General features: G+C 70.9%; 22 protein-coding genes. 7 read left to right on the forward strand and 15 right to left on the reverse strand.

What is annotated here, in order from left to right; translation table 11 throughout:
- Positions 1-13 precede the first annotated feature (13 nt).
- Complete coding sequence (locus tag ABD987_RS13100) at positions 14-637, reverse strand: dihydrofolate reductase family protein (RefSeq protein WP_345391318.1); 624 nt, start codon at positions 635-637, stop codon at positions 14-16.
- Between the two features lie 115 nt (positions 638-752).
- Here ABD987_RS13100 and ABD987_RS13105 point away from each other — a divergent pair, with 115 nt between their 5' ends.
- Positions 753-1595, forward strand: coding sequence for an SCO6745 family protein (locus ABD987_RS13105; RefSeq protein ID WP_345391321.1), 843 nt, complete (start codon positions 753-755; stop codon positions 1593-1595).
- A gap of 59 nt (positions 1596-1654) precedes the next feature.
- The gene (locus ABD987_RS13110) at positions 1655-2506 is read left to right on the forward strand and encodes an alpha/beta fold hydrolase (RefSeq protein WP_345391324.1); all 852 of its coding nucleotides are present in this window, start codon (positions 1655-1657) and stop codon (positions 2504-2506) included.
- A 154-nt stretch (positions 2507-2660) separates the two neighbouring features.
- Here ABD987_RS13110 and cas6e read toward each other — a convergent pair whose 3' ends face one another.
- The 8 genes from cas6e to ABD987_RS13150 all read right to left on the reverse strand — a co-directional run bounded on the left by cas6e (position 2661) and on the right by ABD987_RS13150 (position 11199).
- On the reverse strand, positions 2661-3314 hold the full coding sequence (gene cas6e / locus ABD987_RS13115; protein ID WP_345391327.1) for a type I-E CRISPR-associated protein Cas6/Cse3/CasE: 654 nt from the start codon (positions 3312-3314) through the stop codon (positions 2661-2663).
- Entirely contained in the window at positions 3305-4012 is a 708-nt protein-coding gene (gene cas5e / locus ABD987_RS13120; protein ID WP_345391330.1) for a type I-E CRISPR-associated protein Cas5/CasD, read from the reverse strand. The genes cas6e and cas5e overlap by 10 nt, the downstream gene beginning before the upstream one ends.
- Positions 4009-5151 (reverse strand): type I-E CRISPR-associated protein Cas7/Cse4/CasC, encoded by a 1143-nt coding sequence (gene cas7e, locus ABD987_RS13125; protein ID WP_345391333.1) that lies wholly within the window; start codon positions 5149-5151, stop codon positions 4009-4011. Before cas7e ends, cas5e begins: the two co-directional genes overlap by 4 nt.
- A gap of 18 nt (positions 5152-5169) precedes the next feature.
- Positions 5170-5724 (reverse strand): type I-E CRISPR-associated protein Cse2/CasB, encoded by a 555-nt coding sequence (casB, locus tag ABD987_RS13130; RefSeq protein ID WP_345391336.1) that lies wholly within the window; start codon positions 5722-5724, stop codon positions 5170-5172.
- Entirely contained in the window at positions 5721-7307 is a 1587-nt protein-coding gene (gene casA, locus ABD987_RS13135; RefSeq protein WP_345391339.1) for a type I-E CRISPR-associated protein Cse1/CasA, read from the reverse strand. Before casA ends, casB begins: the two co-directional genes overlap by 4 nt.
- Positions 7304-7609 carry a hypothetical protein gene (locus tag ABD987_RS13140; RefSeq protein WP_345391342.1) on the reverse strand — a complete coding sequence of 102 codons (306 nt, stop codon included), beginning with the start codon at positions 7607-7609 and terminating at the stop codon, positions 7304-7306. The genes casA and ABD987_RS13140 overlap by 4 nt, the downstream gene beginning before the upstream one ends.
- On the reverse strand, positions 7606-9984 hold the full coding sequence (gene cas3, locus ABD987_RS13145) for a CRISPR-associated helicase Cas3' (RefSeq protein WP_345391345.1): 2379 nt from the start codon (positions 9982-9984) through the stop codon (positions 7606-7608). Before cas3 ends, ABD987_RS13140 begins: the two co-directional genes overlap by 4 nt.
- Positions 9985-10173: 189 nt before the next feature.
- Complete coding sequence (locus tag ABD987_RS13150; protein WP_345391348.1) at positions 10174-11199, reverse strand: metallophosphoesterase family protein; 1026 nt, start codon at positions 11197-11199, stop codon at positions 10174-10176.
- Between the two features lie 332 nt (positions 11200-11531).
- On the opposite strand from ABD987_RS13150, the gene ABD987_RS13155 reads away from it, so the two are divergent.
- Complete coding sequence (locus tag ABD987_RS13155) at positions 11532-12224, forward strand: GTP pyrophosphokinase (protein ID WP_345391351.1); 693 nt, start codon at positions 11532-11534, stop codon at positions 12222-12224.
- Positions 12225-12427: 203 nt separating this feature from the next.
- Positions 12428-12667 (forward strand): hypothetical protein, encoded by a 240-nt coding sequence (locus ABD987_RS13160; protein WP_345391354.1) that lies wholly within the window; start codon positions 12428-12430, stop codon positions 12665-12667.
- Positions 12668-12698: 31 nt separating this feature from the next.
- Here the strand turns inward: ABD987_RS13160 and ABD987_RS13165 are convergent, their stop codons facing one another.
- The 3 genes from ABD987_RS13165 to ABD987_RS13175 form a co-directional block, all read right to left on the reverse strand.
- Positions 12699-13796: a winged helix DNA-binding domain-containing protein gene (locus ABD987_RS13165; protein WP_345391357.1), complete on the reverse strand. Its 1098-nt coding sequence runs from the start codon at positions 13794-13796 to the stop codon at positions 12699-12701.
- A 3-nt stretch (positions 13797-13799) separates the two neighbouring features.
- Complete coding sequence (locus tag ABD987_RS13170; RefSeq protein WP_345391360.1) at positions 13800-14414, reverse strand: DinB family protein; 615 nt, start codon at positions 14412-14414, stop codon at positions 13800-13802.
- 232 nt (positions 14415-14646) lie between these two features.
- Entirely contained in the window at positions 14647-15027 is a 381-nt protein-coding gene (locus tag ABD987_RS13175; protein WP_345391363.1) for a hypothetical protein, read from the reverse strand.
- Between the two features lie 184 nt (positions 15028-15211).
- Here ABD987_RS13175 and ABD987_RS13180 point away from each other — a divergent pair, with 184 nt between their 5' ends.
- From ABD987_RS13180 to ABD987_RS13190, 3 genes are read left to right on the forward strand one after another with little or no spacing between them, the layout of a single operon-like run.
- Complete coding sequence (locus ABD987_RS13180; protein WP_345391366.1) at positions 15212-15925, forward strand: Crp/Fnr family transcriptional regulator; 714 nt, start codon at positions 15212-15214, stop codon at positions 15923-15925.
- A gap of 10 nt (positions 15926-15935) precedes the next feature.
- The gene (locus ABD987_RS13185; protein WP_345391369.1) at positions 15936-16208 is read left to right on the forward strand and encodes a hypothetical protein; all 273 of its coding nucleotides are present in this window, start codon (positions 15936-15938) and stop codon (positions 16206-16208) included.
- Positions 16208-18028 carry an HEXXH motif domain-containing protein gene (locus ABD987_RS13190; RefSeq protein WP_345391372.1) on the forward strand — a complete coding sequence of 607 codons (1821 nt, stop codon included), beginning with the start codon at positions 16208-16210 and terminating at the stop codon, positions 18026-18028. The genes ABD987_RS13185 and ABD987_RS13190 overlap by 1 nt, the downstream gene beginning before the upstream one ends.
- Here ABD987_RS13190 and ABD987_RS13195 read toward each other — a convergent pair.
- The 3 genes from ABD987_RS13195 to ABD987_RS13205 form a co-directional block, all read right to left on the reverse strand.
- On the reverse strand, positions 18025-18843 hold the full coding sequence (locus tag ABD987_RS13195) for a 5'-methylthioadenosine/S-adenosylhomocysteine nucleosidase family protein (protein ID WP_345391375.1): 819 nt from the start codon (positions 18841-18843) through the stop codon (positions 18025-18027). The genes ABD987_RS13190 and ABD987_RS13195 overlap by 4 nt on opposite strands.
- A 325-nt stretch (positions 18844-19168) precedes the next feature.
- On the reverse strand, positions 19169-23575 hold the full coding sequence (gene fxsT / locus ABD987_RS13200) for an FxSxx-COOH system tetratricopeptide repeat protein (protein WP_345391378.1): 4407 nt from the start codon (positions 23573-23575) through the stop codon (positions 19169-19171).
- A 1-nt stretch (position 23576) separates the two neighbouring features.
- Positions 23577-24665: an AAA family ATPase gene (locus ABD987_RS13205; protein ID WP_345391381.1), complete on the reverse strand. Its 1089-nt coding sequence runs from the start codon at positions 24663-24665 to the stop codon at positions 23577-23579.
- Between the last annotated feature and the right edge of the window lie 11 nt (positions 24666-24676).

Genomic DNA, 24676 nt, shown 5'->3' on the forward strand with positions numbered 1-24676 from the left:
CGCCCGTCTCCCGTCACCAGTTCCCGGTTTCCGGCCCCATCGCACCGTACTCGACCGCGCCCTCCCGGACGTAGTCGCTGATCACGACGCCACCGGAAACGGTCGTGCCCTCGTGCCGGAGTCCCGCCGGGACGGTCCCGGTCCCGAACAGCCGCTTGCCGGGCCCGACGAGCACCGGGAAGGTCAGCACGTGGAACTCGTCGACCAGGTCGTGCGCGAGCAGCGTCCGGAGCAGCCCGCCGCTGCCGTGCACCTGGATCTCGGCGCCCTCGCCCCGTTTGAGCTCGGCGACCGCCTCGGCGACGTCACCGGTGAGCAGGGTGGAGTTCCGCCACGACACGCGCTCCAGCGTCCGTGACGCGACGTACTTGGGCAGGGCGTTCATCCGGGCCCCGATCGGATCGTCTGCCCCGGCCAGTGGCCAGGTGGCGGCGAACATGTCGTAGGTCCGGCGGCCCAGCAGCAACGCGCCCGCGTCGGCGAGCAGGTCCGTCATCCGCCCGATCAGCTCCTGGCTCATCCGCGGCACGGCCCAGCCGCCGTGCGCGAATCCGCCCTCGCGGTCCTCGTCGGGGCCGCCCGGCGCCTGCACGACCCCGTCCAGGGTGACGAAGCTGGTCACCCGCAGTTTCCGCATCTCGTTCCTCCGGTCGTAGTGCTGTCCTCACCCCTACGGCGCACGGCACCGGCCGGAATCGACACCACCCGCGAACGAATTCCCCTTCCCGGGGACCGCAGGCATGATGTCGGCCATGACGCACACCGCCCGTCGCCTGTTCGAGCTCATGGAGCCGATCTGCCTGGTCACCTTCTTCGCCGACGAGTGCAACGAGGAACTGGCCGCGCTCGGCCACCGCACCTACTGGGACGGCTACTTCGCCAGCCGCGCCGCGCCGCTGGGGCGGGTACCGGCGGAGGTCGTGCACGCGGCCTTCTACAACTTCGCCGACGGCGAGGCCGCGCGGCACATCCCGAGCGCGTGGGAGAAGATCCCGCCCGAGGAGTCCGTCGCCGCGCGGGAGCGGGGCAGCGCGGCCTCCCTCCGGCGGATCCTCGGCGACGAGCTGGCCGGTTCCCCGGGCCTGGCGCGCGCCGCCGACCTGACCACCAAGGCCGCGACGAGCGCGCCCACCGAGGGCCGGATGATGTACGCCGGGATGCGTACCCTCCCGGTGCCGGGCGACCCGGTCGCCCGGCTGTGGCATTCCGCGACCACGCTGCGCGAGTACCGCGGTGACGGCCACATCGCCGCTCTCGTCGGCGCCCGCATCGGCGGCACGGAGGCGCACATCCTCGCCGCGCTGGCGATGGGCATTCACCCGCCGGAGTCGTTCGGGCGTGTCCATCACCTGCCGAAGGAGCGGCTGGCCGCGGTCATGGACGGCTTGCGCGAGCGCGGGCTCGTCGACGCCGACGGCCGGTTCACCGACGCCGGCCGCGAGACCAAGCAGCGCGTCGAGGCCCTCACCGACGAGCTCGCCGCCCCGCCGTTCGACGCCCTCTCGGCCGCCGAGCTCGACGAACTGGTCGCCGAGCTCGAACCCATCACCGCGACGCTGGTGGCCGCGGGGATCCCGGCGCCGGACGGCGACTGACCGGAACCAGGTCCGCGGCTCGGACTAAGGTAAGCCTTACTCGACGACGGGGAGGCGGGATGACCACGAACGGTCACACGTTCGGCACGAGCGCGTTCGTGCCGCTGGCGGACGGCCGTCGGCTGCACTACATGGCGCGCGGCACCGGCGGCCCGGTCGTGGTGTTCGAATCCGGGATGGGCTTTTCGCGGTCCACCTGGGGACTCGTGCAGCCGTCCGTCGCCGGGCACGTCCGCGCGGTGGTGTACGACCGGGCCGGGACGGGCCGCAGCGATCCCGATCCCCGGCCGCGCACGCTCGCCCGGCTCGCCGGTGACCTCGGCGCGCTGCTGGACGCGCTCGGGCCGGGCCCGTTCGTCCTCGTCGGACACAGCTGGGGCGGCCCGATCGTGCGCGTCGCCGCGGCGGCGGACCCGGCGCGTGTCCGCGGTCTCGTGCTGGTGGACCAGAGCGACGAGAACTGCGACCTGTTCTTCACGCCCTCGACGGAGAAACGGCACCGGGTCTCGCAGGCCGTGCTGCCCGCGGTGACGCGTCTCGGCCTCTACCGGACGCTGGGCAGCAGGCCGGGCCGCGTTCAGCCCGCCGACGTCGCCGCCGATCACCGGCGGGAGGACTTCACCCCGGGGGCCACGCGGGCCCTGCTCGCGGAGATGGCGCCGTTCCCCGGCGAACTGCGCGCGCTGCGGGACCGGCCGCCGGTGCTCGATCCGTTCGCGGTCAGCGTCATCACCGGCATGCGGTCGGCGCGGATCAACGCGCGCGTCCGGAAGGCGATCACCGCCGCGCACCGGCGCACCGCCTACGCGGTGCCGCACGGGCGGCTGGTCGAGGCGCCGAGGTCAGGGCACCTCGTGATGTTCACCGAACCGGAGCTGATCGTCGGCGAGATCCTCCGCATGCTCGACTGACCGGTGCTGAAGGACGCCTTGGTGCGTTGACCGCACTGAAGGACGCCTTCGGTGCGCTGGATGCACTGAAGGCGTCCTTCAGCACGTTCCGCGACCGCTCACGCCCCGAGTGAGACCACAGTGGACACTCCGGCGCGCCGCCCTCGGCCCACCCTCAGCCCGTCCTCGGCGGCGCGAGGCTGATCAGGCCGCAGCCGTACGCCTTGGCCCTGCCGACCCCGCCGGTCAGCGCCCCGGTGAACGCGGCCGCGTCGGTGACGACGAGGTGCCCGTCGAAGCGGACCGGTTCGACGGTGATCCGCTTCGTCTCCTTCTTGTGGCCGCTGATCGTCGCCAGCGGCGTCGCGGCGAGGTCGGGCCGCCCGTCCCCGGCGGCGGGCAGGACGAACCCGTGCCGCTCGCCCTGCCGGACCAGCCAGGCCAGCTGCTCGGCGGGCAGGCGGAGCGGGAGCCGCCTGCGGGTCCGGTGGTCGCACTTCGTGGGATTGGCGACCATGCGGAAGGCGAACTTCCGGCCCGCGGCGACGGCGTCGAGCACCGGGCGCAGCGACCGCACCTCGGCCGGCGCGGTGAGGTGCCCGGCGGGCAGTTTCGCCCAGTCCGGTTCGGTGTGACTCTGCACGTACTGCACGAAACCGCCGCGAGTGCCGTCCAGCCGCCACAGCACGCCGTGCGCTTCACGCTTTTCCCGCTCCGCCGAGGGATCCGGGTAGACCGACATCAGTGTGCGGTGCATGTCGTGCACGTTGGCGTAGTCCCGGCGGAACGTGCGCGCGCGGACGTCGACGGCCAGTTTGCTCAGGAACACGGCAGCTCTCCCGTCGGGATCATCTCCTCGGTCAAGGGCACCTCGCCGATCCGGACCGCGCGGGGCGCGAACCGGCGGGCGCCGCGGGCGAACGACAGCGGGACGTCGTGACGCGGCTGGGCCCCCGGCTCCCCGGCGCCGCAGTCGACGACGGTGCGCAGGGTGACCCGCTGCTGGTCCCCGGTCACCGCGAGGGCACGGGCGCGGCATTCGAGCCAGCGGTGCTCCCGCAGCGTCCGGTCGAGACCACCGTCGTGGAGACCGCAGAACACCGGACGGGCGGGCACGAAGGCGCGACGCCCGAAGCACAACGGCCATCGCGGCGCGGCGACCGCGGCACCGAGTGTGGCCAGCAGCGGGCGGGGTCCCTCCAACAGCACGAGGAACACCGCGTCCGCGAGGTAGTACCGCTCGCTCACCACCGTGCGATGGCCGGTGCCGAGCGTGGTGGGCACGTTCTGGGTCGTCTGGTAGTCGCGTTCGAGGAGTCCTTCGCGATCGACGCGGACGCCCAGCCGCAACGCGGCCAGCTCCGCGATCCGGGCCTCGTCGTCGCGTTCGATCCCCATCGCGGCCCCGAGCAGGCCGACCACCCCGGACTTCGTCGGCTCCGGCGCGGTGTCCCGCAGCACGCCACGGGAGCGCAGGCCCCAGGACTGCATGGGGGCGTCGAAACAGAGCGCCAGCGTGGCCGTCATGCCGCGAAAACGCCGGCGGCGTCCAGCACGCGCGAGGTGAATTCCCCGACGGAGCCCGCGAGATCGCCGTCCGCGGTGTGCGGCACCGTGCCCGACACCGACGCGGCGACCGTGGCGCGGATGCCGCCCTCGCCGTAGAAGTCACGCAGCCGCCGGAGGTGCCCGGCGAGCCGGTCGGTGGAGGCGGCCATCAGGTCGGTGTCGTCGGTTTCGGTCACCGGCTTGAGGAACGCGTTGGCGAGGTTCCAGGCCCCGGCCTCCCGCACGACGGCCAGCAGCGTGTCGGGCAGCGTGCGGGCGGCCATGGAGTTCTGCTTGCCGCTGGGCACCGCGTGGATGAACGCGCCGAGCCACGCCCGCGCCGCGCGCCCGGCGAGCGGCTCGTCACCGTCGAGGTTCCCGCGCAACCGGCCGAGGTCGAGGTTGGCGTAGCGGTAGTAGCAGGCGGCGTTGAAGTCGACCGTGCCGATCATGTCCGCACCGGCCTCCGCGTCCGGCTTCAGATCGTCGACGGCGGTGTAGAAGTCGAACTCCGTGGCCACCGCGTGGGTGGACAGGGCGTGCGCGACCTGGGACGCCGCGTCGACACTGAAGTCCTTGTTGTCCGCGATCATCCGGCCGAACAGCGCCACGTCGGCCGCGCGCGTCGCGTCGAGCATCCGCCGGGCCTCGGCGAGCGCGTTCTTGTCCGGCTTGGCCTTGGCCGGTTTCCGCTTGCCGTCCTTGGCCGCCGCGGCGGCCGCCAGCGCGTCCCAGTCGCGGTCGCAGTAATCGGCGAGGTGGTCGACGGCGGTTCTGCCGACGAACAGGAGGTACTCGGTGAGTCCCTTCGCCTGGTCGACGCCGAAGCCGAGCTGTTCGAGGCCCGCGGTGACCACGGCGGGCGCGGTCCGCTCGTCGTGGCCCCGCTCGGCGAGCAGCTTCGCCGCGCCGTCGCGCAGCCGTTTGGTGCGTACGCCGGTCTCGTGCTCGCCGAGCCCGTGTTCGGTGAACAGCAGCCGGGCGGAGCGTTTGAGGCACTGACTGGAAATCCGGCCGCGGGTGCTGCCACCGAACGTGGCGGTCTTGGGCTGGCCGACGTCGTCGCGGTTGAGGTTGCTGACCGGGAAGGACTGGAGCAGGTGCAGTTCGATGATCACGAAGTCTCCGGGTGGTTCTCAGGCGGTGGTGGACGGCACGGGCGCGGGGCTGTGGAAGTCCCGGGCCCACCGCAGCCGGACGCGATGCGCCGCCGTCCCGCGGTAGTCCTCGCCAAGGAGGACCACGAGGTCGTCGAGGAGCGCGGCGTAGTCGACCGGCACGTCGTCGGAGGCCAGCAACCGCACGATCTGCCGCAGATGGTGTGGCAGGGTGGCACGTTCGCGGGCCAGCAGCTGCTCGAACCGGCGGGCCACCGAGTCGCCGCGTTTTTCCCGCAACGCCCGCAGCGACGCGCCCAGCGAACGATCGCCCCGGCGATGTGGCCGGGGGTGGGTGGCAAACAGACCGGCGACCAGCAGCCAGGTGTCCTGTTCGGACTCCGGCGGCTCGTGCGCGAAGACGAAGTCGTACGCCGCGCACGGCGAACGGGGCCCGGCCAGGCTCCGGCGCAGGTGCGCCAGCCGTCCCCGGCAGGTCGAGCGCCACCCAGGCGGGCCCGAGGCGGCACCGTGGTGCAGGGCGTACAACGCCTTGACGAAGGTGTCGCGCCGCTGCGCGACCGAAGTACTCACTGGCTGGTTTCCTTCATGACGTACTTGGCGACGAGGCCGTCGAAGTTCTTGGCGTGCTTGGCCAGCCGCAGCCGGAACGCGGCGTGTTCCCTCCCCAGCACGGCCAGGGCGCGGTCGCGCGCCACGACACCGGCGGCCCAGGTCTCGGCTGCCCGTTCGGCGGTGCCCGTGACCACGCGCTTCCACGCCTCGGCGGCCCGGGTTTCCGGCAGCCCCCGCAACCGGGCCTCGTTCACCTCGCGCAGGAACACCGAAAACGGCCGGGCCAGCGCGGGCCAGTAGCCGAGATCGAGGCTCGCGCCCGCCTTGGCGCGCAACGCCCTGCGGTACTCGTTGCGCAGCGAGCGCAGGGCCGAGCCCGCGTCGTCGGCCAGCTGGACCGCACTGCCGACCAGCACGGCGAGCCTCCCGTCGGTCGCCTGGACCAGCGCGACCGGCGCGGGTACCTCGTCCTCCAGGTAGCCCTCCACCACCGAGGCCTTCGCGTCGAGCTGCTGGCCGAACACCCGCAGCGTGTACAGCGTCTCGGCCGGGATCTCCTCCTGCCGCACGAGTTCGGCGAGCTGCTTGAGCGCCCGCGGGCGCTGCCGGGTCCGCTCCTCGGCGCGGGGGTCGGTCAGCAGCAGTTCGACGCTGTGCCGCCAGATCCCGCGCACCGGGTACAGCCGCACCGGGAGCATCGGTGCGCCGGGCTTCGGCCTGCCACCCGCCGCCGTGGGTGTCCGGTAGGCCGCCATGAACTCGGCGTCCGGCAGCTCGTCGAGCAGCCGATCACCGGGCGTCAGCACGGCTTCGGCGACCACGGGGACGCCGCCGGTCACCTCCGGCAGCAAGCGGATCCGCCGGGACGGCCAGGTCAGCACGTCCGTCCAGCCGTCGGCGGCGCGGGCGCCGGGATGCGGCGAAGGCGGCACCCGCTCCCACTCCGGGGCGTCCCCCGGTGTCGTGGTCGAGGGTCGCTCGTCCTCCGGCGCGTACCGGATCGCGTTGAGCAGCAGGGTTTCCTTGAGCGTGGCGCCCTCGACGAGGACCACGCCGAACTCGTTGCACGGCGCGCGCACCGAGTGCTTTTCCCGCAGGTAGGGCGTTTTCATCCCGCCCGGGTCGAAGGCCCGCGCGGTGACCAGCCAGCGCGCTGCCTCGCCGGGGGACAGCTCGACCCGGTCCGCGGCGGTCGTGTGGTCGAACAGTGTCACGTTGTTCCCCACCGACCGGTGCGGGATCAGCTTCGCGACGCTGGCCTTCCGCGCCGCGGGCAGCTCGGGGCACTGGAGGAACGGGAAGCCGGCGTCGAACAGGTCGAACCGCTTGTCGTGCCGGGAGAAGTACTCCTTCAATGGGACCCGGTCGAAGGAGCCTGCGGCCCACAGCCCGGCCCAGTCCGCACGGCGGCCCGGCCCGTAGACCCGGTGGAACACCGCGAGCACGAGCCGGTACAACGCCGCGGTCATCGGTGGCGTCTCCCCGGCGATCCGGCGGATCCGGTGCGCGCACGCCACCACCTCCGTCAGGCTCGCCAGCGGCCGTTCCCAGCCGTCCACCGGGATCCACGGTTCGGTACGGACGTCGAACGACACCTTCACGGCTCTTCGTCCGCGTAGACGCCGAACTCCTCGTGGTACCGCAGTTCGTGCGCGCCGACCCGGCAACGGCCGTCGGCGAACACCAGCGCGCGGTGCCGGTGCAGCCACGGATCCGCCGCGAACTCCGCGGGTACCTCGGTGCCGAGCACCGTCCGCACCACCGCGCGCGGTACGCCGACCGGCGCGGTGAGGACGGTGGCGGACTCACGGAGATCGCCGGAATCGGTCCGGTACACCGGAACCCGCGCGCCGGAGGCGTCCCGGCGAAAGAGCACGACGCGCACGGACAGCTCGTCGTTCACCGGCGCTTCCTGGGATTCCTCGTGTAGGTCCATTGTGGATACTCCGTCAGTTCGTCGAGGTCCTCGAGCACGTCGGGCCTTGGCAGATACCGCTTCGTCGCGGCCTTGCCGTCCTTGTCCACGGCCGCCGCGAAGCGGACGACTTCCCGATGCCAGCGGGTTTCCCAGCCGGTCGGGCACTCGACCCGCTCACCGTAGACGCGGTCGACGAGGCCGGGAACGTCCACAGGGGACTCGATCCGCGCGCGGTCCCGCAGCAGCGCCCAGGTGCGCAGGAGCACGATCGGCGCGTAGACCGCCCCGAGATACCGGGGAAAACGCGGCCCGTCGGGCATGTCGGTGACGCCGGTGATCGTCAGCACCTCCGGCCCGCGCGCGGGGTCCCGCAGATGCCGGTGCAGCCGTCCCGCGCGCTGGATCAGCGCGTCGATCGGCGCCAGATCACTGACCATCCCGTCGAAGTCGAGGTCGAGACTCTGTTCGAGCACCTGGGTGCCGACGACGATCGCCCGGCGCGGCCTGGCCTTCCGCTCCGCCCCGAAGCACTCGCGCAGCTTCTCCTCGACCGCCCGGCGGCGTCCGAGCGGGAGGGTGCCGTTGATCGCGATCAGCAGCGGTCGTTCGTGCTCGGGCAGTAATGCGATGCGCTCGGCCAGCGCGGCATGTGTCGCGACGGCCCGGCGGACGAGATTGTGGATCACCGCGACGCAGCGGTCCCGTTTCGCCCGCGCCAGCAGCCAGTCCACGACGTCCTCGTCGGGAACGCGATCGAGTGCGATCACCCGGCCCTCGTTCACTGGCGACACCCCCGCGGGATGCGCGACGATGTCTTTTCCGTCGGCCACGGTCACCCCGGGATAGTGCGCGGCGACGGTGTCCTCGATCTCTCCGGGACGGCAGCCGCGGAACCCGGACTGCCACGCGGCGAGCAGCGCGTGCCGCCGCTTCGCGGGCAGCGTCGCCGAAAGCAGCACGACCGGCGTACCGAGCGCGCCCAGCCAGGTCAGCAACCGCTCCAGCAAAGTCGACATGTAGACGTCGTAGGCGTGCACCTCGTCGAAGACCACGACCTTGCCCGCCAGCGCGGCGAGGCGGACGAACACGTGCCCCGACCGGATCGCGGCCTTGAGCGCCTGGTCGATCGTCCCGCAGCCCAGCGACGCGAGCAGGTTCGTCTTCCGGGTGAACCAGGCCAGCGCGAGCAGGTCCTGCGCGATGTCCCCGTCGCACCCGACGTCACCGGGCCGCGCGGCCGCCTCGCCGTACGCACCGGCGTAGGCGAGGTGGACCGGTGTCGGGTCTCCAAGCCGCTTCAACATCTTCCGCATTTCCCGGCGCATCTGGTCACTGGTGGCCTGCGTCGGCATCGCGACGTAGACGCCGGACATCCCCAGCCCGCGCACCATCGCGCTCGCGGCCTGCAACGCCGCCTTCGACTTGCCCTCGCCGGTGGGCGCCTCGACGAGCAGCATCGCCGGGCCGGGCCGCTCGCCGGCCAGCCGCTCGGTCAGTTCCTGCACCGGAAACGGCTTGTCGTCGGGAAACAGCTTCGCGAACGTCGGGTTCGCGGGCGGACGCCAGGGTGTCAGGCGAAGGCGCGCCACCGCCGCCTCGGCGCGTTGCCCGGCGAGCACGGCGTAGTCGTCGAGGTCGAACCTTTCCTCCGGCGACGGGAAGTTCTCTTCGTCGGAGGCGATCCAGTCACTCACCGAGGTGAGCGCCGCGAGCGCGGTCAGCCCGTCCGGCGTCAGCCGTACGTCCGCCCAGCGCTGCTTTTCCGGGTCGGGCAGCCCGAGCAGCCGCGCCACCTCACCGACCAGGTCCACGCGCCGGGCCGACCACTCAGCCGCTCCACGGGCGTTGGCCTCATGGAACGTCTGTCGCAGTTGCTGACCCGCGGGGAAGTGCCCGTGGTGGCCGCCGAGGACCGCGGCGACGGCGATCGCCGTCTCCTTCGGCGCGTGCCACGCACGCAGCAGCTCCTCCACCTGCCACGCGGTGATCAGGCCGTGCGGGGTGTCGACGCGCGCGGGGGCTCCGGCGGGTTTGCGCTGCAGCACGAGGTCGTCGAGCGCCCACGCGCCAAGGCGGGCGGAGGCCAGCGGGAAATTGAGCGACTGAAAGGTCGGCGCGTACTTTCCGATGTCGTGAATACCGCACAGTAATGCCAGCCACAACTGCGGATCCCGTAGCGCCGCGCAGGATTCCCTGAGCGCCCGCCACCGGTTCACGCCCAGCAGGACGGGGGCCAGTATTCCCGCGACCGCCGCGGTGTCGAGCAGATGACAGACCAGCGGATGACACCGGACCCGTCCCGCCGACTTTCCCCATGGCGCACCGAAAACCGGAACACCGGCACCACCGTCCCCCCGCACCTCTCCCCCTCCGTGAGGTCGGCCACGTTACCCCCAAGGCTCCGACCACCTTTCACCGGCATACGTTTTCGGAAATGATCACTGGAAACGCCAGGAAGGACCCCTTCGCGACGTCGAGCGCCGCGCCGGAGTCCTTCCCGCGTTCATGTCCATAAAGGACTATTTAGTGACCCTCCCCCATTCCGGTGATCACCAGGGACCACCGATCGAGTTGTGCAACGGGACGGTGATCTGCTTGAGCCACGTTCCGGTGGTGAAGTCGCGTGCCTTGATGACCACCGAGCGGAGCGAGACCTCGACCTGCAGGCCCTGGTTGAAGGCACCGCCGAGGGACACCTCGCCGCCCTTGCCGTCGTCCATCCAGCCGACCTGCACGGCGGCGGTGTTGACCACGGTGAATCCTTCGAGGTTGCCGGTGCCGGGCACGACACGGCGGATCACCCAGTCGGACAGGTTGAGGTCCCAGTGCGTGTGCCCGGAGAACAGGAACACGTCCGGGTAACGGCCGAGAATCGACAGCAGCCGGTCGGGCTGCAGGTAGTCGGACAGGTAGAGCTTGTTGTGTGTCCCGGAAACCGTGTTCGGCAGCGGGTGATGGGTCAGCACCATCACCGGCTTGCGCCGGGAGGACCAGTAGCGCAGGCGCTGTTCGAGCCAGGTGAACTGCTGGTCGCTGATCCAGACCTCGTCCCAGAGCTTCGGGTCGTGGTACTTCGCGTAGCGCTCGGTGCCGAGGCAGAGCACCGGGATGCCGCCGAACGAGGTCTCGCTGTAGATCGTGTTGCGCTTGGCGAACCGGAAGAAGCTGCGGAACAGCGAGTCCTCGGTCGTCCCGTTGGGCCAGGTCTCCTGGGCGAGCGTGTCCGGGTCGCGCCACTTCGGCACGTAGAACTCGTGGTTGCCGATCGCCCACGCCACCTCGCGCGGATGCGGGTGCTTGTCGATCGTCTCGCGGACCTGGGCGTACTCGAAGTCGTAGCCGCGCGGCGTGATGTCCCCCGCGATGCCGAGGCCCGCGCTGCCCGGGTTGACCCGGTGCAGGTCGTCGAGCGCGCGGCCGAAGTCGGCGAGGTCACCCTGGATGTCGCTGAGGATGTTGAACCGCACGACCGGCCCGTTCGGCCCCCAGCCCGGCTGCGCCTCCGCCTGACCGGGCACCAGCACGGTCCCCGCCGCCGCGGCACCGGCGGCCGCCATGAACGCTCTGCGATCCATTACCCGAACACTCCTCACGTCTCACGTTTCCGGGTGGAACGTAAGCGAGCCGCGCCGAGCGAGTATGGACTCCGCCTGTCGCACACATGTACGGCAACCGAACATCCACTCGGTCAACTGGCGCGCATGTGCCGATGCTCCCCACGCTCTGAAGGCCACCTTGAGGGCGCTGAGCGCCCTCAAGGTGGCCTTCAGAGCACCGAAATCCTCCGAACTCTACAAAGGACGGCCCCGCGCAGGTCGGACTCGGGCGCGGGCAGCTTCGGGAACCCGGTTATCGTGGAGTTCGTTGGGTCAGGGTGAGGGTTGTCGCAGGTCAGTGAGGGTGGAAAATGGAGAGCGTTTCGCGGGAGCCCGTCCCGCGCGCGGCGGGTAACGGGTCGCCGGCGCGTGCGAGTGCCGCGGGGACGACGCCGGACGAGCAGCTCGGCGCCGGGCTTTCGTACTCCCGCTTCCTGCTGGTGTACAAGTTCGCCATCGAGGAGCTGATGACGAAGCTGCGCATCCTGAGCGAGGAGTTCGACTTCGTCCACCGGCACGACCCGATCGAGCACATCACCAGCCGGGTCAAGCGGCCGGAGGCCATCCAGGCCAAGCGGATCCGCCGGGGCATCCCGGACGACCTGACCGCCATCGCCGAGCACCTCGACGACATCGCGGGCGTGCGCGTGATCTGCCCGTTCATCTCCGACGTGTACCGCGTGGCGGAGATGCTCCTCGCGCAGGACGACGTGGAACTGGTGCGGAAGAAGGACTACATCGCGAACCCGAAGCCCAACGGGTACCGCAGCCTGCACCTGATCGTGCGCATCCCGGTGTTCCTGTCCGACCGGGTGGTGAAGGTCAAGGTCGAGCTCCAGTTCCGCACCATCGCGATGGACTTCTGGGCGACGCTGGAGCACAAGCTGTTCTACAAGTACGACGACCGGGTCCCCGCGGACTTCACCGCGGAGCTGGCCAGCACCGCGATGATGTCCGCCCAGCTCGACGCCAGGATGGAAGCACTGCACGAGCGGTTGCGCTGAGCCGGCGTCCGCGCCGCCGTCCCGCGATCGGCGTCGCGCTCGAATACGCCGAACGCCGACACCGCGTCGATCTTCACTGTCCTATATGGACAACCCGGCGGCCGTCCGGCCGGGGTCACACCGCCGGGTTTTGTGCGGTGGCGGTGTAACTATCCTCCCCGGCGCCGCGATGTAGGGCTGTCTCCGTGGACCAGGAGGTGCCCATGAGCCCGCGCGGCAACTGGCGGAGCCTGGCGATCACCTACGGCGTCGTGGCGGTTGTCCAGGGCTATCTGGCGGTGACCACCGGTGCGGTGTGGGCGGTGGTGGTCGCGGCCGTGTGCGTGCTGACGTCGCTCGGCTGCGGCGTCACCGCCCGGCGCGTGACGGAACGCGGCGAGGTGTCCCGTGCCAGGGCACGGAACCCGCCCCCCGCCGAACCGTCACGCCCCGAGCGGGGGTGACGGTTTACTCCACAGTGGACATTTGACGCCGTCAGCCGGGCGCGGCGATCCGCACGCGAGCGTCGCCGGACTCGGAAAGGAACGACGCCAGCGCCTGCCCCTCCTCGGCGACCTCGGCGCGCTCGGCTCGCGAGAAACGGCGCAGCGGCGTCACGGCCACGGCGTCCCCTTCGACGGTCCAGGTCGCCGACACCCGGCCGTCGACGAGCACGACGCGTTCCCCGGCGACCGAGAGGCCGCGATGGCCCTCGTCGATGATCCGGCCGCGATCGTGATAGCCGAGGATCGCGTTGTCGAACGCGGGCAGGAACCGCACCGGGGCCGGGGTGTCCGGATCGGGCCGGGGCGCGCCGGGCAGGTCCAGCAGTTCCCGGCCACGTTCGTCGCGGAAGGCGACCAGCTCGCCGCGGATCGCCGACACCGCGGCCGGGAGCCCGGCGAGACCGCACCAGGCACGCAGATCCGCCGAGGCCGCCGGGCCGAACGCGGCCAGGTAGCGCCGGACCAGAGCCTGGCCGACCGGATCGGTGTCGTCCGCGGGCAACGCGTCGACGTCGCGACCCAGCCACTCCGACAGCGGAACGTTGCGCACACCCGCTTTGACACGCCACACCCCGCGCGGCGGCAGCTGCGCCATCGGGATCAGCGCGGCGACCAGCATTTCGCCCAGCGCCCGCCGCCCCGGTTCCGGCCAGCGACCGGCGACCGCCCGCGCGAGCCCGGACATCGACCGGGGTTCGCCGTCGGCGAGCACGGCCCGGCCCGCCGCCGCGAGCTCGTCGAGGTTCACCCCGTCGAGTTCGCGGCGATAGGTGCCGAGCACCCGCTGGCGCAGCATGGCGTCGTGGCGGGCCCGCCAGGCCAGCACGTCGTCCGCGGTGAGCAGGTGCACCGTACGGCGCATGAGGTGGGTGCGCACCACTCGCCGCCCGGTCAGCAGATCCGACAGCTCCGCCGGGTCGAACGCGCGCAGGCGGGACCAGAGCCCGGCGAAGGGTTCCTGCGGTTCCTGCGCCTGCAGGCCGCACAGGTGCGCGACGGCGTCGTGCACCGGCAGGTCGGCGCGGTCGAGCAGCAGTTGCCGGTGCAGCGTCGCGCGGTTGAGGGCCCTGGTGTCGAGAACGGTCACCGGTCAGCTCGACTTCCGGCCGTCGATCGACTCGCGCAGGATGTCGGCGTGCCCGGCGTGCCGGGTGGTCTCGGCGATGACGCGCAGCAGCACCCGGCGGATGCTGTACACCGCGCCCGGCTCGTGCCAGGGCGCCTCCGGCAGCGGATGCGTCGCCGACAGGTCGGGCACGGCGGCGATGATCTCCGCGCTGCGGGCCGCGACCCGCGCGTAGTGGTCGAGGATCCCGGCCAGTGTCTCCCCCGGCAGCAGCCGGAAACCGTTCCGGTGCTCGGTCATCCACCGCGGGAACTCGCGCGCGGTTCCGGCCGCGATGTCCGCCCAGGTGACACCGTCGGGCAGGTCGTAGTGCATCGCCGACGGGCCCTCGACCACGAACCGCAGCCACTGCTGCTCCATCGCCGCGACGTGCTTGACCAGCCCGCCGAGGCACAGCTCGCTGACCGTCGGGCGTGCGCTCACCTGCTCGTCGCCGAGTCCTTCCGTGGTGGCGACCAGGTCGGCACGCGCGTCCGCGAGCTCGGTGAGCAGGTCGGTCCGCTCGGCGTCGAGCGTGGCGGGCGGCTGGGTCGTGGTCACGTCGTTCGGGCCCTTCGGGGTGCGGTCGTCGTCCGGCATGAAACCACGATCGCAGACATAGAGGTCAGGGTATGTCCGCTTTCGAACCGAACTGGCACGCGCCGCCGACCGGCCAGGTGAACTCGGTTACCCGGCCCGGCACCACGCCGGACCGCGAACGGCACGCCTGCCCCGCCGTCCCCCGCCCCGTGACCTCGTATGTCCATTGTAGACATACGGACGGCCGGGGCCGGCGTGCCGTTCCCCTCCCCCCGATGTCCCCCGGAGCCCCTCAGTTCCAGGGGACGCCCAGCAGGGCCAGTGCCATGCACACCGGCCAGATCACGGCCAGCAGCACGACGCTGCCGGTCGCGACGACGATCGCGGCGGCCAGCACCGCCGCCACCAGCCCGCCCGCGAACGAGAAGTAGCAGAGCCCCAGCGGCCCGAGCAGCGTCGTCCAGAACAGCGCCGCCCCCGCCGACCTGCCCACCGGGCGATCGACCGGGTACCGCCCCGGGCCGGTGACCTCCTGGTCGGCGCACTGGTACCAGCCACCGGAAACCAGCGGCGGGTGCGGTTCGAAGGCGGACGGCCACCGCGCGGAAGACTGCGGTACCGGCCCCCGGTTCCCGCCCACCGGCCGTCTCAGAACATCCTCGGCACTACGCATGACATACCTCCCCGGTCGCCCGCGTGAGACCTGGTGAAGTGGTCTATCGCCTGGCACAATTGCAGGTTGCGGTCAGAGACCTTGGCTGTGTTGCCCACTGACGATGCTGGCGACTCGGGGGAGCGAGCGATGCGTCAAATGGAACACGGGGCCAAACCGGGCCCGTCGGAACGGGAGGGGTCACGTGGTGGGCTCCTCGACCACTGAAAGCGAAGAGCGGCGAGCCTGGTTCCGGCTGACCGCGGCGGAGCGGGCCGCCCTCAGCGCCGCGGGGCACGTGAAGGTGTGGCGCCCCGGCCAGGTCCTCGCCCTCCAGGGCAGCCCACCCGCCAGCATGTTCGTCGTGCTGCGCGGATGGGTGAAGATCAGCGCCACCAACTACCGCGGCGACGACGCCCCGCTGGCCGCCCGCGGCCCCGCCGAGATCGTCGGGGAAATGGCCCCGATCAGCGGACTGCCCAGAACCGCGACGATGTCGGCCATCGACGAGGTGCACACCCTCGTGGTGACGAGGGAGAAGTTCCTCGCGGTGCTGCGGTCCTGCCCCCGGATGGCCGAGGAGTTCATGCGGTCGGCGACGATCCGCCTCCAGGAGTCCGACCGCCTCCGCCTGGAATCGGGCGGGCCGGACTTTCCCCAGCGCCTGGCCGCCGTGCTGCTGGAGCTGTCCCTCCAGCACTCCGCCGACGGGGAAGCACAGGTCGATCTCCATTTCAACCAGGGCGAACTGGCGAGCTTCGCGCGCGTCTCCCGCAGCACCCTGATCCGCGGTCTCGACGAGCTCCGCAAAATGGGTATCGTGCACACCGCCCGTCAGCGCATCACCATCACCCGCCCGCGCGACCTGCGCGAGCTGGCCGCCGGCCGCCCGCCGCCGGTACCGGGGAAAAGACCCTGATTGACGCGGCGTGGATATGGGCATCTCGGCTATCATGGGAATATCTGACTCGCGCGCCATGGAGCGGGTGGAGGAGATCGGCACGATGAATTCGTCCCCGGTGAACACCGAACCAGACATCGAATCCGCGTTGATCGACCTCGGCGCGGTCCCTTTCACGGCATTGCGTGAACTGGACGAGGAAACCCTCCGTTTTTCGACGAACCACGTGGTGGAACGCACCAGAAACCTCAGCGCGCGCTACCGGAGTTCGAACGCCGCGGGTGGCGAGCGGATCGACTGATGCCGCCGGCCGAGGAACGTCCCACGTTCCATCGCCTGTCCTGGCGGGATTTCGACGCGCTCGCGCGTCTTGACGGCGACGAGGACACGATACGCAAACTGCGCCGGGCCGAACGGAGCCGGCGCAAGCTGCTGTTGCACGCGCTGCTGGCCGAGGCGGCGAAGTCCCCGGACCTGGTGGGCTCCTTGCCGCCGCTGGACTCGGCGTGGGAACTACTGGCCCGCGCGGAGGCCCGATCACCACGGACGGTGAACCGGATGCTCACCAATCCGTACGTGGGCAGCTGGGCGGGCTACACGACTCGCCTGCTGCGCAACGGAACGGACGGCGTCGGTCCACTGTGGATGCACCTGGGCCATGTGCACGCGATCGCCGCGGCCACCGCGATCCAGGCGGAGCTGGACTTCGAGACCGAGATCCCGGTGTGGCACGGCAATGCCATGCTGCCCGCACTTGGCACGGCCCGTTTGCCCGCTACCGAACCGTTCACCCCGGCGACCGTGCGCGGCGCGGGCAATCGCTACGTGGTGTCACACGCCGGAACCACGGTGCGGCTGCCGATCGCCTTCTCCTCCGACGCCCCCGGCTGGTGGGGCGTCCGGCAGGTCCGGAGCCGGGTCGGCGCACACCGGTTTTCCCTGCGACTGGACGATCTCGACCCCTATCGCGGTCTCTACGAGCCGATCCCGCCGGAGCGGCTGCCCGCCGGCGACGTCGCGAACTGGCGGCGGCTGATCGACGAGGCGTGCCGCCTGATCGCCACCCATCTGCCCGAACTGTCGCGGATCATGCCGGTCGGGCTGAACTCCTTGGTGCCCAAGCCCCACGTCCTCTTCCGGAACCCGAGCGCCTCGACCGGGGAGGCGTTCGGCAGCGCGGTGGTCGGCCTGCCGACCGACGGCGTGGCACTCGCCGCCACACTGATCCACGAGTTCCAGCACATCGTGCTCGGCGGACTACTGCACCTGGCCACGTTGTACGAGCCCGATCCGCGAGAACGGTTCTACGTGCCGTGGCGGGACGATCCGCGCCCGCTGAGCGGAGCGCTGCAGGGGGTATACGCCTTCTTCGGCGTCACCGCCTTCTGGCGAGCGCTGACCCACTCGGACCCGGCGTCCCGGCGCGCGACCTTCGAGTTCGCCTACTGGCGTGGGCAAAGCTGGCGCACGCTCCAATCACTGCGCACCGACGCGACACTGACCGCCGCCGGACGTCGATTCCTCGACGGCATCGCCGAACGCCTCGGCCCGTGGCAGGACGAGGCCGTCCCGGTGGAAGCCCGTGAGCTGGCCACCGCCGCCGCACGGGATCACCTCGCCGGGTGGCGAGCCCGGCATCTGCGCCCGGCCCCGTCCGCCGTCGCCGAACTGGCCGAGGCCTGGCGGAGCGGGCGGTCCCGGCCACCCACGACCTTCGGTACGGCGGATCCGCCACCGACCCCGGTACCGGACGGGTCCTGGTCCCGCGCCAGGGCGGACCTGCTCCAGCTCGCCGTCGGCGGCGTGCGCGCACCGGAACGTCCCGGCATCCGGCCCGCGGTCCCCGGCGCCACCGCCGCCGACTTCGCCTACACGAGCGGCCGGTTCACCGAGGCGGCCGAGGGCTATCGCGCGGAACTCGCCGCGACTCCGGACCGCCCGGCGTCACTGGTCGGTCTCGGCCTCGCGCTGTCCGCGCGCGGCCCTCACCCGGCCGCGCGTGCCCTGCTGCACCGGCCCGAACTCGTCCGCGCGGTGCATCGGCGGCTGCGTGCCACCGTCGAGCCCCCGCCGACCGTGGAACGGATCGCCGCCTGGATCGGCCAGCTCATCCCGGACTAGCCGAACGCCCCGCTCGGGTTCGCCTGGCGCCAGGCATCGGGGCTCAGGGTATGACAGGCCAGGGTTTCGAAGGCGAAGGCCGCGGCGTGCTCCGCGGCGATGGGTTGCCAGTACTTGTCGGCTGCTTCGGTTTTGTCGAGCAGGTCGGAGATACCTCGTACGACAAGGGCGTCGACCCGGTCGTTGTAGTGGGCACAGTGCAGGAAGCCGTGTCCTTCCATCTCGACGGCGACGGCATCGCCGCAGTGCCGGTAGATGTGCCGGGCGATGGACGATCGAGGATCGGCGACCACGATGCTGCCCGCCGCGAGGGGCTGGACGACGGCCGCGGGACTGCGGCCGTCGTCGGTGGCGTGGTGGATTCGACGCTGCCAGTGTCCGTACATCGCCACCGCCCTGGCACGCTGGACAAGGCGATACGAGGCTTTGTGGGTCCTGACCCTGGCCTCGAAGCCCTCGCCGGTGACCTTGCCGGAGTCATACTCGTAGATCATCTCCGGGACGACGACATCGCCGAGCGCGACGTCCTTGATGCCTCCCGCGACCCCGACGAACAACGCCACCCGCGGCGCGAACGCGGAGATCGCCCGCTCCAGCACGATAGCGGCGGAGGTGTCGCCGACACCGGTTTGCGCGAGTACGACGGACCAGGTCCCCGCCTGCCCGGTGAAGGTGCCCAGCTCGCACAGAGTGCCCTGGACGTCACGCTCTTCCAGTCGCTGGGTCACTGGCTCGTCCAGGTGCCGCCGTACTGCGACGTACTCGACGCTGAGGGCTGCGCAGATCACTGCCACCGGAGCGTGGTGAAGGTGCATGCGGTCACTCCAAGATTCCTGTCCGTCCCCCAGGATTCACTCGATCTCGGTGTGGACGGGCACGGAGGACACGACCACCACCGCAGGGGCCCACGTGGCCGTCGACGCCATCGTGAGCTGCTGCCGACCGGCTTCACCGGAGCAGCACCTCGTGCAGAAACGTTCATCGCCACCGACCGCCACCCGTGTTCCGGGCAGCGTCGGTCCACCCCAGAGGTCGTAGTCCACCGTCCCGGGGGGAGGCACCAGCCGTGGAGCGGACCGCCGCCTGGATCGACCAGGTCGTCCGGGATCGGCCGTCCGCTCCGATCGGCCTCGTGCGCCGCTACATCAGCATCGGGTCGATGTCGCAGTCGGCACGGGTTCCGCGTCCGGCGGCCTGGGTTCCCGGGTGTGCTTCGCCGAGCACTTGACGGTATTTGGCCAGGATCGGGTCACGGAAGGGAGTGGCCTCGTCGGCACGCCCCGCGGCGGCGAGATCCAGGCCGAGGTTGAAGCAGGCCGCCAGGACGGTGGGGTGTTCGTCACCGAGCACCTGACGGCCGCGGTCGACCGCGTCCCGCCCCAGTTCGATCGCCCGGTCGTATTCGCCCAGCGCGGCGAGATCGCTCGCCAGGTTGATCGTGGCGACGACCGCGTACGGGTGATCCGGGCCGATGCTGGCACGGAAGTGCTCGAGCGCGCGTTCGTCGAGCGTGCGGGCCTCGGCGGCATCGCCCTGGAGCCGCAGCGTCACCGCGAGGTCGACGGTGGCGGCAAGAGTGTGCGGGTGGTGCTCGCCGAGACCGCCCCGATACCGCTCGAAGGCCTCCTCGCCCAGCTTCCTGGCCGCTGCCAGGTCGCCCGAATGACGAAGGTCGATCGAGTGCGCGAGCGCACTGGCCATCGTGGTGGAGTGGCCCTCCCCGTAGACCAGCCGGAACCGACTGAGGGCTGCCGTCGACAGGGCGAGCGCGCCCTCGTGGTCGCCGTCCTTCCGCCGGGTCACCGACAGGTAGAACGCGTAAGCCACCGAGTCCGGCTGGTCCTCGCCATAGCGGGCCTGGAAGCTCTCCGTGATTCGCTCCTGCTGAACCCGGGCCTGGCCATACTCACCGGCCTCGCGGAGATCCACACACAGCGCGCAGTTCACGCTGAACGTGCGAACGTGGTCCCGGCCGAGCACCTCGACCCGCCGCCGGTAGGTGTCCCGGTCCAGTTCCGCGGCGGCCTGGTAGTCACCAGACAGCCGAAGACTGATCGCGTGCTGGAAAGCGGCGTTGAGGGTTTCCGGATCGTCCTCGCCGAACATGCGCTTGCACTTGGTGAAGATTTCCTCGCTCAGCTTGGTCGCCGCGGCGAAATCGCCCTGCGCGCGAAGGTCGATCGTGATGTTCCGCTGGAGAGCGAAGGTCTCTTCGTTCTCCTCGCCGGAGACCTGCAGGCGCAGCGCCAGGGTGCGCTGGTTGAGCTCCGCGGCCTCGGTGTAGCGGCCGATCGCCCACAGGTAGAGGCCGAGCCGGGAGGAGACCTCGAGCGTCTGCGGGTTGGTCGGGCCGAGGGTCTCGGTGAAGTGCGCGCGTGCCTGCTGGCCGAGCCGCGCGGCCTCCTCGTGGTCGCCGTAGTCGAACAGGTACCGCATCAGGTTGATGTAGAGCTGACGCGGCCAGCTTTCGTCACAGTCCAGCACATTGGCGGCGTAGGCGTGCGGCAGCAGTTCGCGATAGCGCGGCCAGTGCCTGCTCGACTCGGGGTCGTTCGGGTCGAGCGCGGCGAGCAGCTGATGCGCGCCGTGCTGCATCCGCGCGTGCACCTGCGGGGCCATCACCCGATTGCGCAACACCAGCTGGACCAACCGGTGCAGCTGGAGGGTGTTGCTGCCGTGGTCGATCTTCGCGAGGCCGTACCGGTTGATGTCGCGGATGGCGCGGGCCAGTTTGATCGGATCGCGCAGCGCGGCGTCCAGCTCCGGAGAGATCGAGACCCGGCTGACGCCGGTGAGCAGATCACGGGAAATCGGCTCCGGCGAAAAGAAAGCACAAATATGCAGGATCTGGTGTGCGGCCGGATTGCGGGTCTTCAGCTCCTCGAACGAAACGTTCCACGCGGCGGCGACGGACACCTCGTAGTCCGGGGCCGAAGCGGTGTCGAGGATTTCCTCGACCGATTCGTCGAACAGGCGTAGATACTCGTTCACCGGCATGCCGGTCACCGCGCGCCAGGCCGCCGCCTGCTCGACGGCCAGTGGCAGATCGCCGAGTTTCTCGGCGAGCTCGTCGGCGTCCCCGAGGTCGATTTCCGGACCGCGGCGGCCGAGCAGCTCGATGCTTTCCTCGCGCTTGAACACCGCCAGCTCCAGCGGGCGGGCGATCCCGGCCCAGTCGGAGTTGCGGGAGGTGATCAGGATTTCGCCGGGACCGTTGCGCGGGAAGAACGGCAGCACCGACTCCGGGGTCTCCGCGGCGTCGAAAACCAGGAGCCAGCGGCGGAACGGGCGGCCGGTGCGCAGCGCTTCGAGCACCGCGGGCACCGCGATGTTGGCCTCGGTGGCGCCCTGCACGCCCAGTGCGCGGGCCAGGTCGGTGAGACCGGCGCGGATCTGGGTGGTGTGGGCGGCGTCGATCCACCAGACCAGGTCGTAGTCCTGCAGGTGACGGTAGATGTACTCGGTGGCCATCTGGGTCTTGCCGATACCGCCGAGACCGTGCAGGGCCGAGGGAAGTACCGCCGTGGTGCCGCTGGTCAGGCGCTTGGCCAGCTGGTCGAGCAGGTCCGCGCGACCGGTGAAGTTCGGGTTGCGTGGCGGTACGTTGCCCCAGACCGGTGGTGGATCCTCGGGCTGGCGGGCGGGGAAGCTGCGCGTACTCGCCGACGACGGGTGCGGCATCGGCTTGGTTGCCTGCTCGGCCGGATCGGGCTCGCTGAGGCGCGGCGTGTGTCCCTCGGTCGCGGGAGCGGTACCGGTGTGACGTTCGGCCGTCTCGGGCATCTTGGAACTCTCAGTCTTGATTGATTCAGAATCGGATACGTCTGGACCTTGCTGCGTTTTGTTCCGTAGCCGGTCAGCACGGGACAGGTACGGACCGGACAGCGCCCGCATGACGGCGCTCTCCAGTTCGACTTCGGCCGACGACTCGAGGGTGAGAGCCGGATCGGGCGTGTTGTGCGGGTCGGCAATCGCGTCTCGGAGATGGTTGAGCACCGGAATCCGGCTACCGAACTGGGTAGCCGCCACTTGGACGGCACGCGCCGTCTCCGAACGGCGTGCACCGCTGAGCAGCAGTTCCCGGACTGCCTCGGGAAAGGCGAAAGTTCCACCCGTGTCCCAAGTGGACTGTCCTTCCTTGAGTCCGGGAGCGTACAGGATCCCTGAGACCAGAAGTTCCAGGAGGTGCTCGGGGCCTGCCTCCGGAACAAAACGCTCCCCTATCACCCTGGCCACGTCAAGATGGACCGGCACCGCGGCCAGCAATTGGGCGAGCCGCACCGCCGGCGGCGACGCCACGCTCCGGAATCTTTGCACTCTTTCCTCTGCCGATGGCAGCGCGGAAGTGTCGAACTCCTCGGGAGGTTCCCGATCGCCGGTGAGCAGGACGGTGCCCTCCACCGCGCCGGTGTGCTCACCGGTGACCAGCCGGGCCCACCAGGCCAGCCAGCGCGGCTGGAGTTCGAGCACCGGCACCGGCACCGCCCCGGCAGGCGGGGCGGGTTCGAGCCAGGAATCGGTCAGCTCGAAGTCCCACCTGCCGTTGGGGCGCAAGGCCTCCGGCACCCGGAGCGACGCCCGGCGCAGGCCTGGCGCGCACCGGCCCCACAGCCACTGCGGGAGCAGGTGCACGATGCTCACCGGCATCGTGCGGCCCCAGCGCGCGAGCATCGGGGGCAGGACGTTCTTCTGCCACGCGTCGCCCACGCCGTCGGTCACCAGGAGAACCAGGCGCCTGCCGGAAGAATCGAGGATCTCGTCCGGATCGCGGGCGGGCGCGCCGGGGGTGCCCCCGCGCAGCACGGGCGCCGCCTGGCCGTTGTCCTTGGCGGTTTCCAGCAGCCGGAGCTGAATGGTACGGAAGGCACCGAGCTGTTCCAGCAAACCGACGAAAGCGGATACCCGCGGGCGCCACAGCGCCATGGAAGGACCGTTGTCGAGTACGACCGTCAGGTCCAGCCAGCGTGTTTTTCTCGATCGGGTGACCGGCCACCACACCCCGGTCTCCGCGACCCGAACGGCGGTGGCCTCCTCGTCCAGGACCACATCGTTGATTCGCCGGGAGACCGTCTCGCGTTTCAACGTTCTCAACGCACGGAAATAGTCCAACGAATCGGGTAACGCGATTCCCCCGGCCGCAGTACCGTCCACCGTCGGTTCACGCCGTTCCGCGGCCTCGACGACGGTTTCTTCCCCGTCGCCGGTTTCGGGCTTGCCGGAAGCGGACACGTCGCCGGTGCTCGCGGGGTGCCGTGCCACGGAGGGCGTCTTCTCGGGCGGGCCCTCCGCCCGCGGCTCGGACAGCGCCGAGCGGATCGGGATCCGGACACTGTCGTACGTCGGTGCCGGATCGGCAGCCGGTTCCGACTCGGGCCGTACCTCCGGGGCGGGGCTGATGGCGGCGGCCAGCCACACGCTGTCCGCGAGCTCGGTCCAGGTCAGGTCCCCGGAGCCGGGCCCGGTGCCCGTCGCGGTCGCGGCGGCCGTCCGCCGTCCCGTCGGCGGGACGGCTGGACGGGGGGCGGGGCCACCGGCTGGACCGCTCATGTCACCGCACCGTCAGCCGTTGCCAGAGCGCGTCGACCAGTCTTGGCCACGTTTCGTGGTCCGGCTGGTAGGCGCCAGAAGTGGCCAGGTACACCGCGTCGAGCAGCCGGTCGGTGGGCAGGCCGCCCTCGGCCTTGCTCCGCTCAGCGAACTCGCGGACGAGCCGGTCGCGGTGCTCACCGTTCTCACCGACCAGATGCCCGGCGACGATCGCGGCGAGCTGCGCGTAGTCGGGGCTCTCGATCCGCAGCTGAAGGCAGCGGCGCAGGAACGCCGGCGGGAACTCCCGCTCACCGTTGCTGGTCATGACCACGACCGGGAACGCGCGGCAGGCGACCCGCCCGTCCCGCACCACCGCGGCACGCTGCGGATCGGCGGTGCGCACGGTGACCTCGGGATGCCGGTCCCGCACCCGGGTCAGCTCCTCGACCGGGAACTCGCCGTCCTCGAAGATCGACAGCAGATCGTTGGGCAGATCGGCTTCGGACTTGTCCAGTTCGTCGATCAGCAGCACCCGGGGCAGCCGCGTGGGCAGGAACGCGGTGCCCAGCGGGCCGAGCCGTACGAAATCGCCGATCGGCGGCTCGTCGGCCTCGCCGCCCCGCTGTGCCTGGCTGGTCGCGGCGGCCTGGACGCGGCCGATCGCGTCGTAGCCGTAAAGGCCCTCTTTCAGTGTGGTGTGACTGGTGATCGGCCAGCGCAGCACCCGGCCGAGCCCGAGTTCGCGGGCGATCCGGTAGGCGAGACTGGACTTTCCGGTGCCGGGGTTGCCGGTGACCAGGAGCGGCCGCCGCAGATAGAGCGCGGCGTTGACCATGTTCAGCTCGGTGGAATCGATGTTCTGCTCGGAAAGCGTGTACGCGGTGCCGAGCCTGCGCTCCGCTTCGCCGTCGTCCGGCGGCGGGACGTCGTGCTCGGGCAGCGGGCCGCCCCGGTAGGTCCGCCACGGCGGCGGCTTGGGCAGGATCTCGGCGAGATCGATGTCGTGGATCGGGCTCCCGGTGCCACGGTAGATCCACCAGTCGGGCGCGTCCGGGCGCGGCTCCCGCCGCTCCGGCGACACCGCCGCGTCCTGGTCGTTCACGCTCATCCGTGGTATCC

The organism is Amycolatopsis samaneae (assembly GCF_039541975.1).
In the GTDB taxonomy this organism is placed as follows: domain Bacteria; phylum Actinomycetota; class Actinomycetes; order Mycobacteriales; family Pseudonocardiaceae; genus Amycolatopsis; species Amycolatopsis samaneae.

Excerpts from the sequence above, each read along its gene's own strand:
- ABD987_RS13150 (WP_345391348.1), bottom strand. The coding sequence starts at position 11,199 with ATGGATCGCAGAGCGTTCATGGCGGCCGCCGGTGCCGCGGCGGCGGGG.
- ABD987_RS13155 (WP_345391351.1), top strand. The coding sequence starts at position 11,532 with ATGGAGAGCGTTTCGCGGGAGCCCGTCCCGCGCGCGGCGGGTAACGGG.
- ABD987_RS13105 (WP_345391321.1), top strand. The coding sequence starts at position 753 with ATGACGCACACCGCCCGTCGCCTGTTCGAGCTCATGGAGCCGATCTGC.
- ABD987_RS13195 (WP_345391375.1), bottom strand. The coding sequence starts at position 18,843 with ATGCACCTTCACCACGCTCCGGTGGCAGTGATCTGCGCAGCCCTCAGC.
- ABD987_RS13175 (WP_345391363.1), bottom strand. The coding sequence starts at position 15,027 with ATGCGTAGTGCCGAGGATGTTCTGAGACGGCCGGTGGGCGGGAACCGG.
- ABD987_RS13110 (WP_345391324.1), top strand. The coding sequence starts at position 1,655 with ATGACCACGAACGGTCACACGTTCGGCACGAGCGCGTTCGTGCCGCTG.
- ABD987_RS13100 (WP_345391318.1), bottom strand. The coding sequence starts at position 637 with ATGCGGAAACTGCGGGTGACCAGCTTCGTCACCCTGGACGGGGTCGTG.
- ABD987_RS13205 (WP_345391381.1), bottom strand. The coding sequence starts at position 24,665 with ATGAGCGTGAACGACCAGGACGCGGCGGTGTCGCCGGAGCGGCGGGAG.
- ABD987_RS13190 (WP_345391372.1), top strand. The coding sequence starts at position 16,208 with ATGCCGCCGGCCGAGGAACGTCCCACGTTCCATCGCCTGTCCTGGCGG.
- ABD987_RS13170 (WP_345391360.1), bottom strand. The coding sequence starts at position 14,414 with ATGCCGGACGACGACCGCACCCCGAAGGGCCCGAACGACGTGACCACG.
- fxsT (WP_345391378.1), bottom strand. The coding sequence starts at position 23,575 with ATGAGCGGTCCAGCCGGTGGCCCCGCCCCCCGTCCAGCCGTCCCGCCG.
- cas5e (WP_345391330.1), bottom strand. The coding sequence starts at position 4,012 with ATGACGGCCACGCTGGCGCTCTGTTTCGACGCCCCCATGCAGTCCTGG.
- ABD987_RS13160 (WP_345391354.1), top strand. The coding sequence starts at position 12,428 with ATGAGCCCGCGCGGCAACTGGCGGAGCCTGGCGATCACCTACGGCGTC.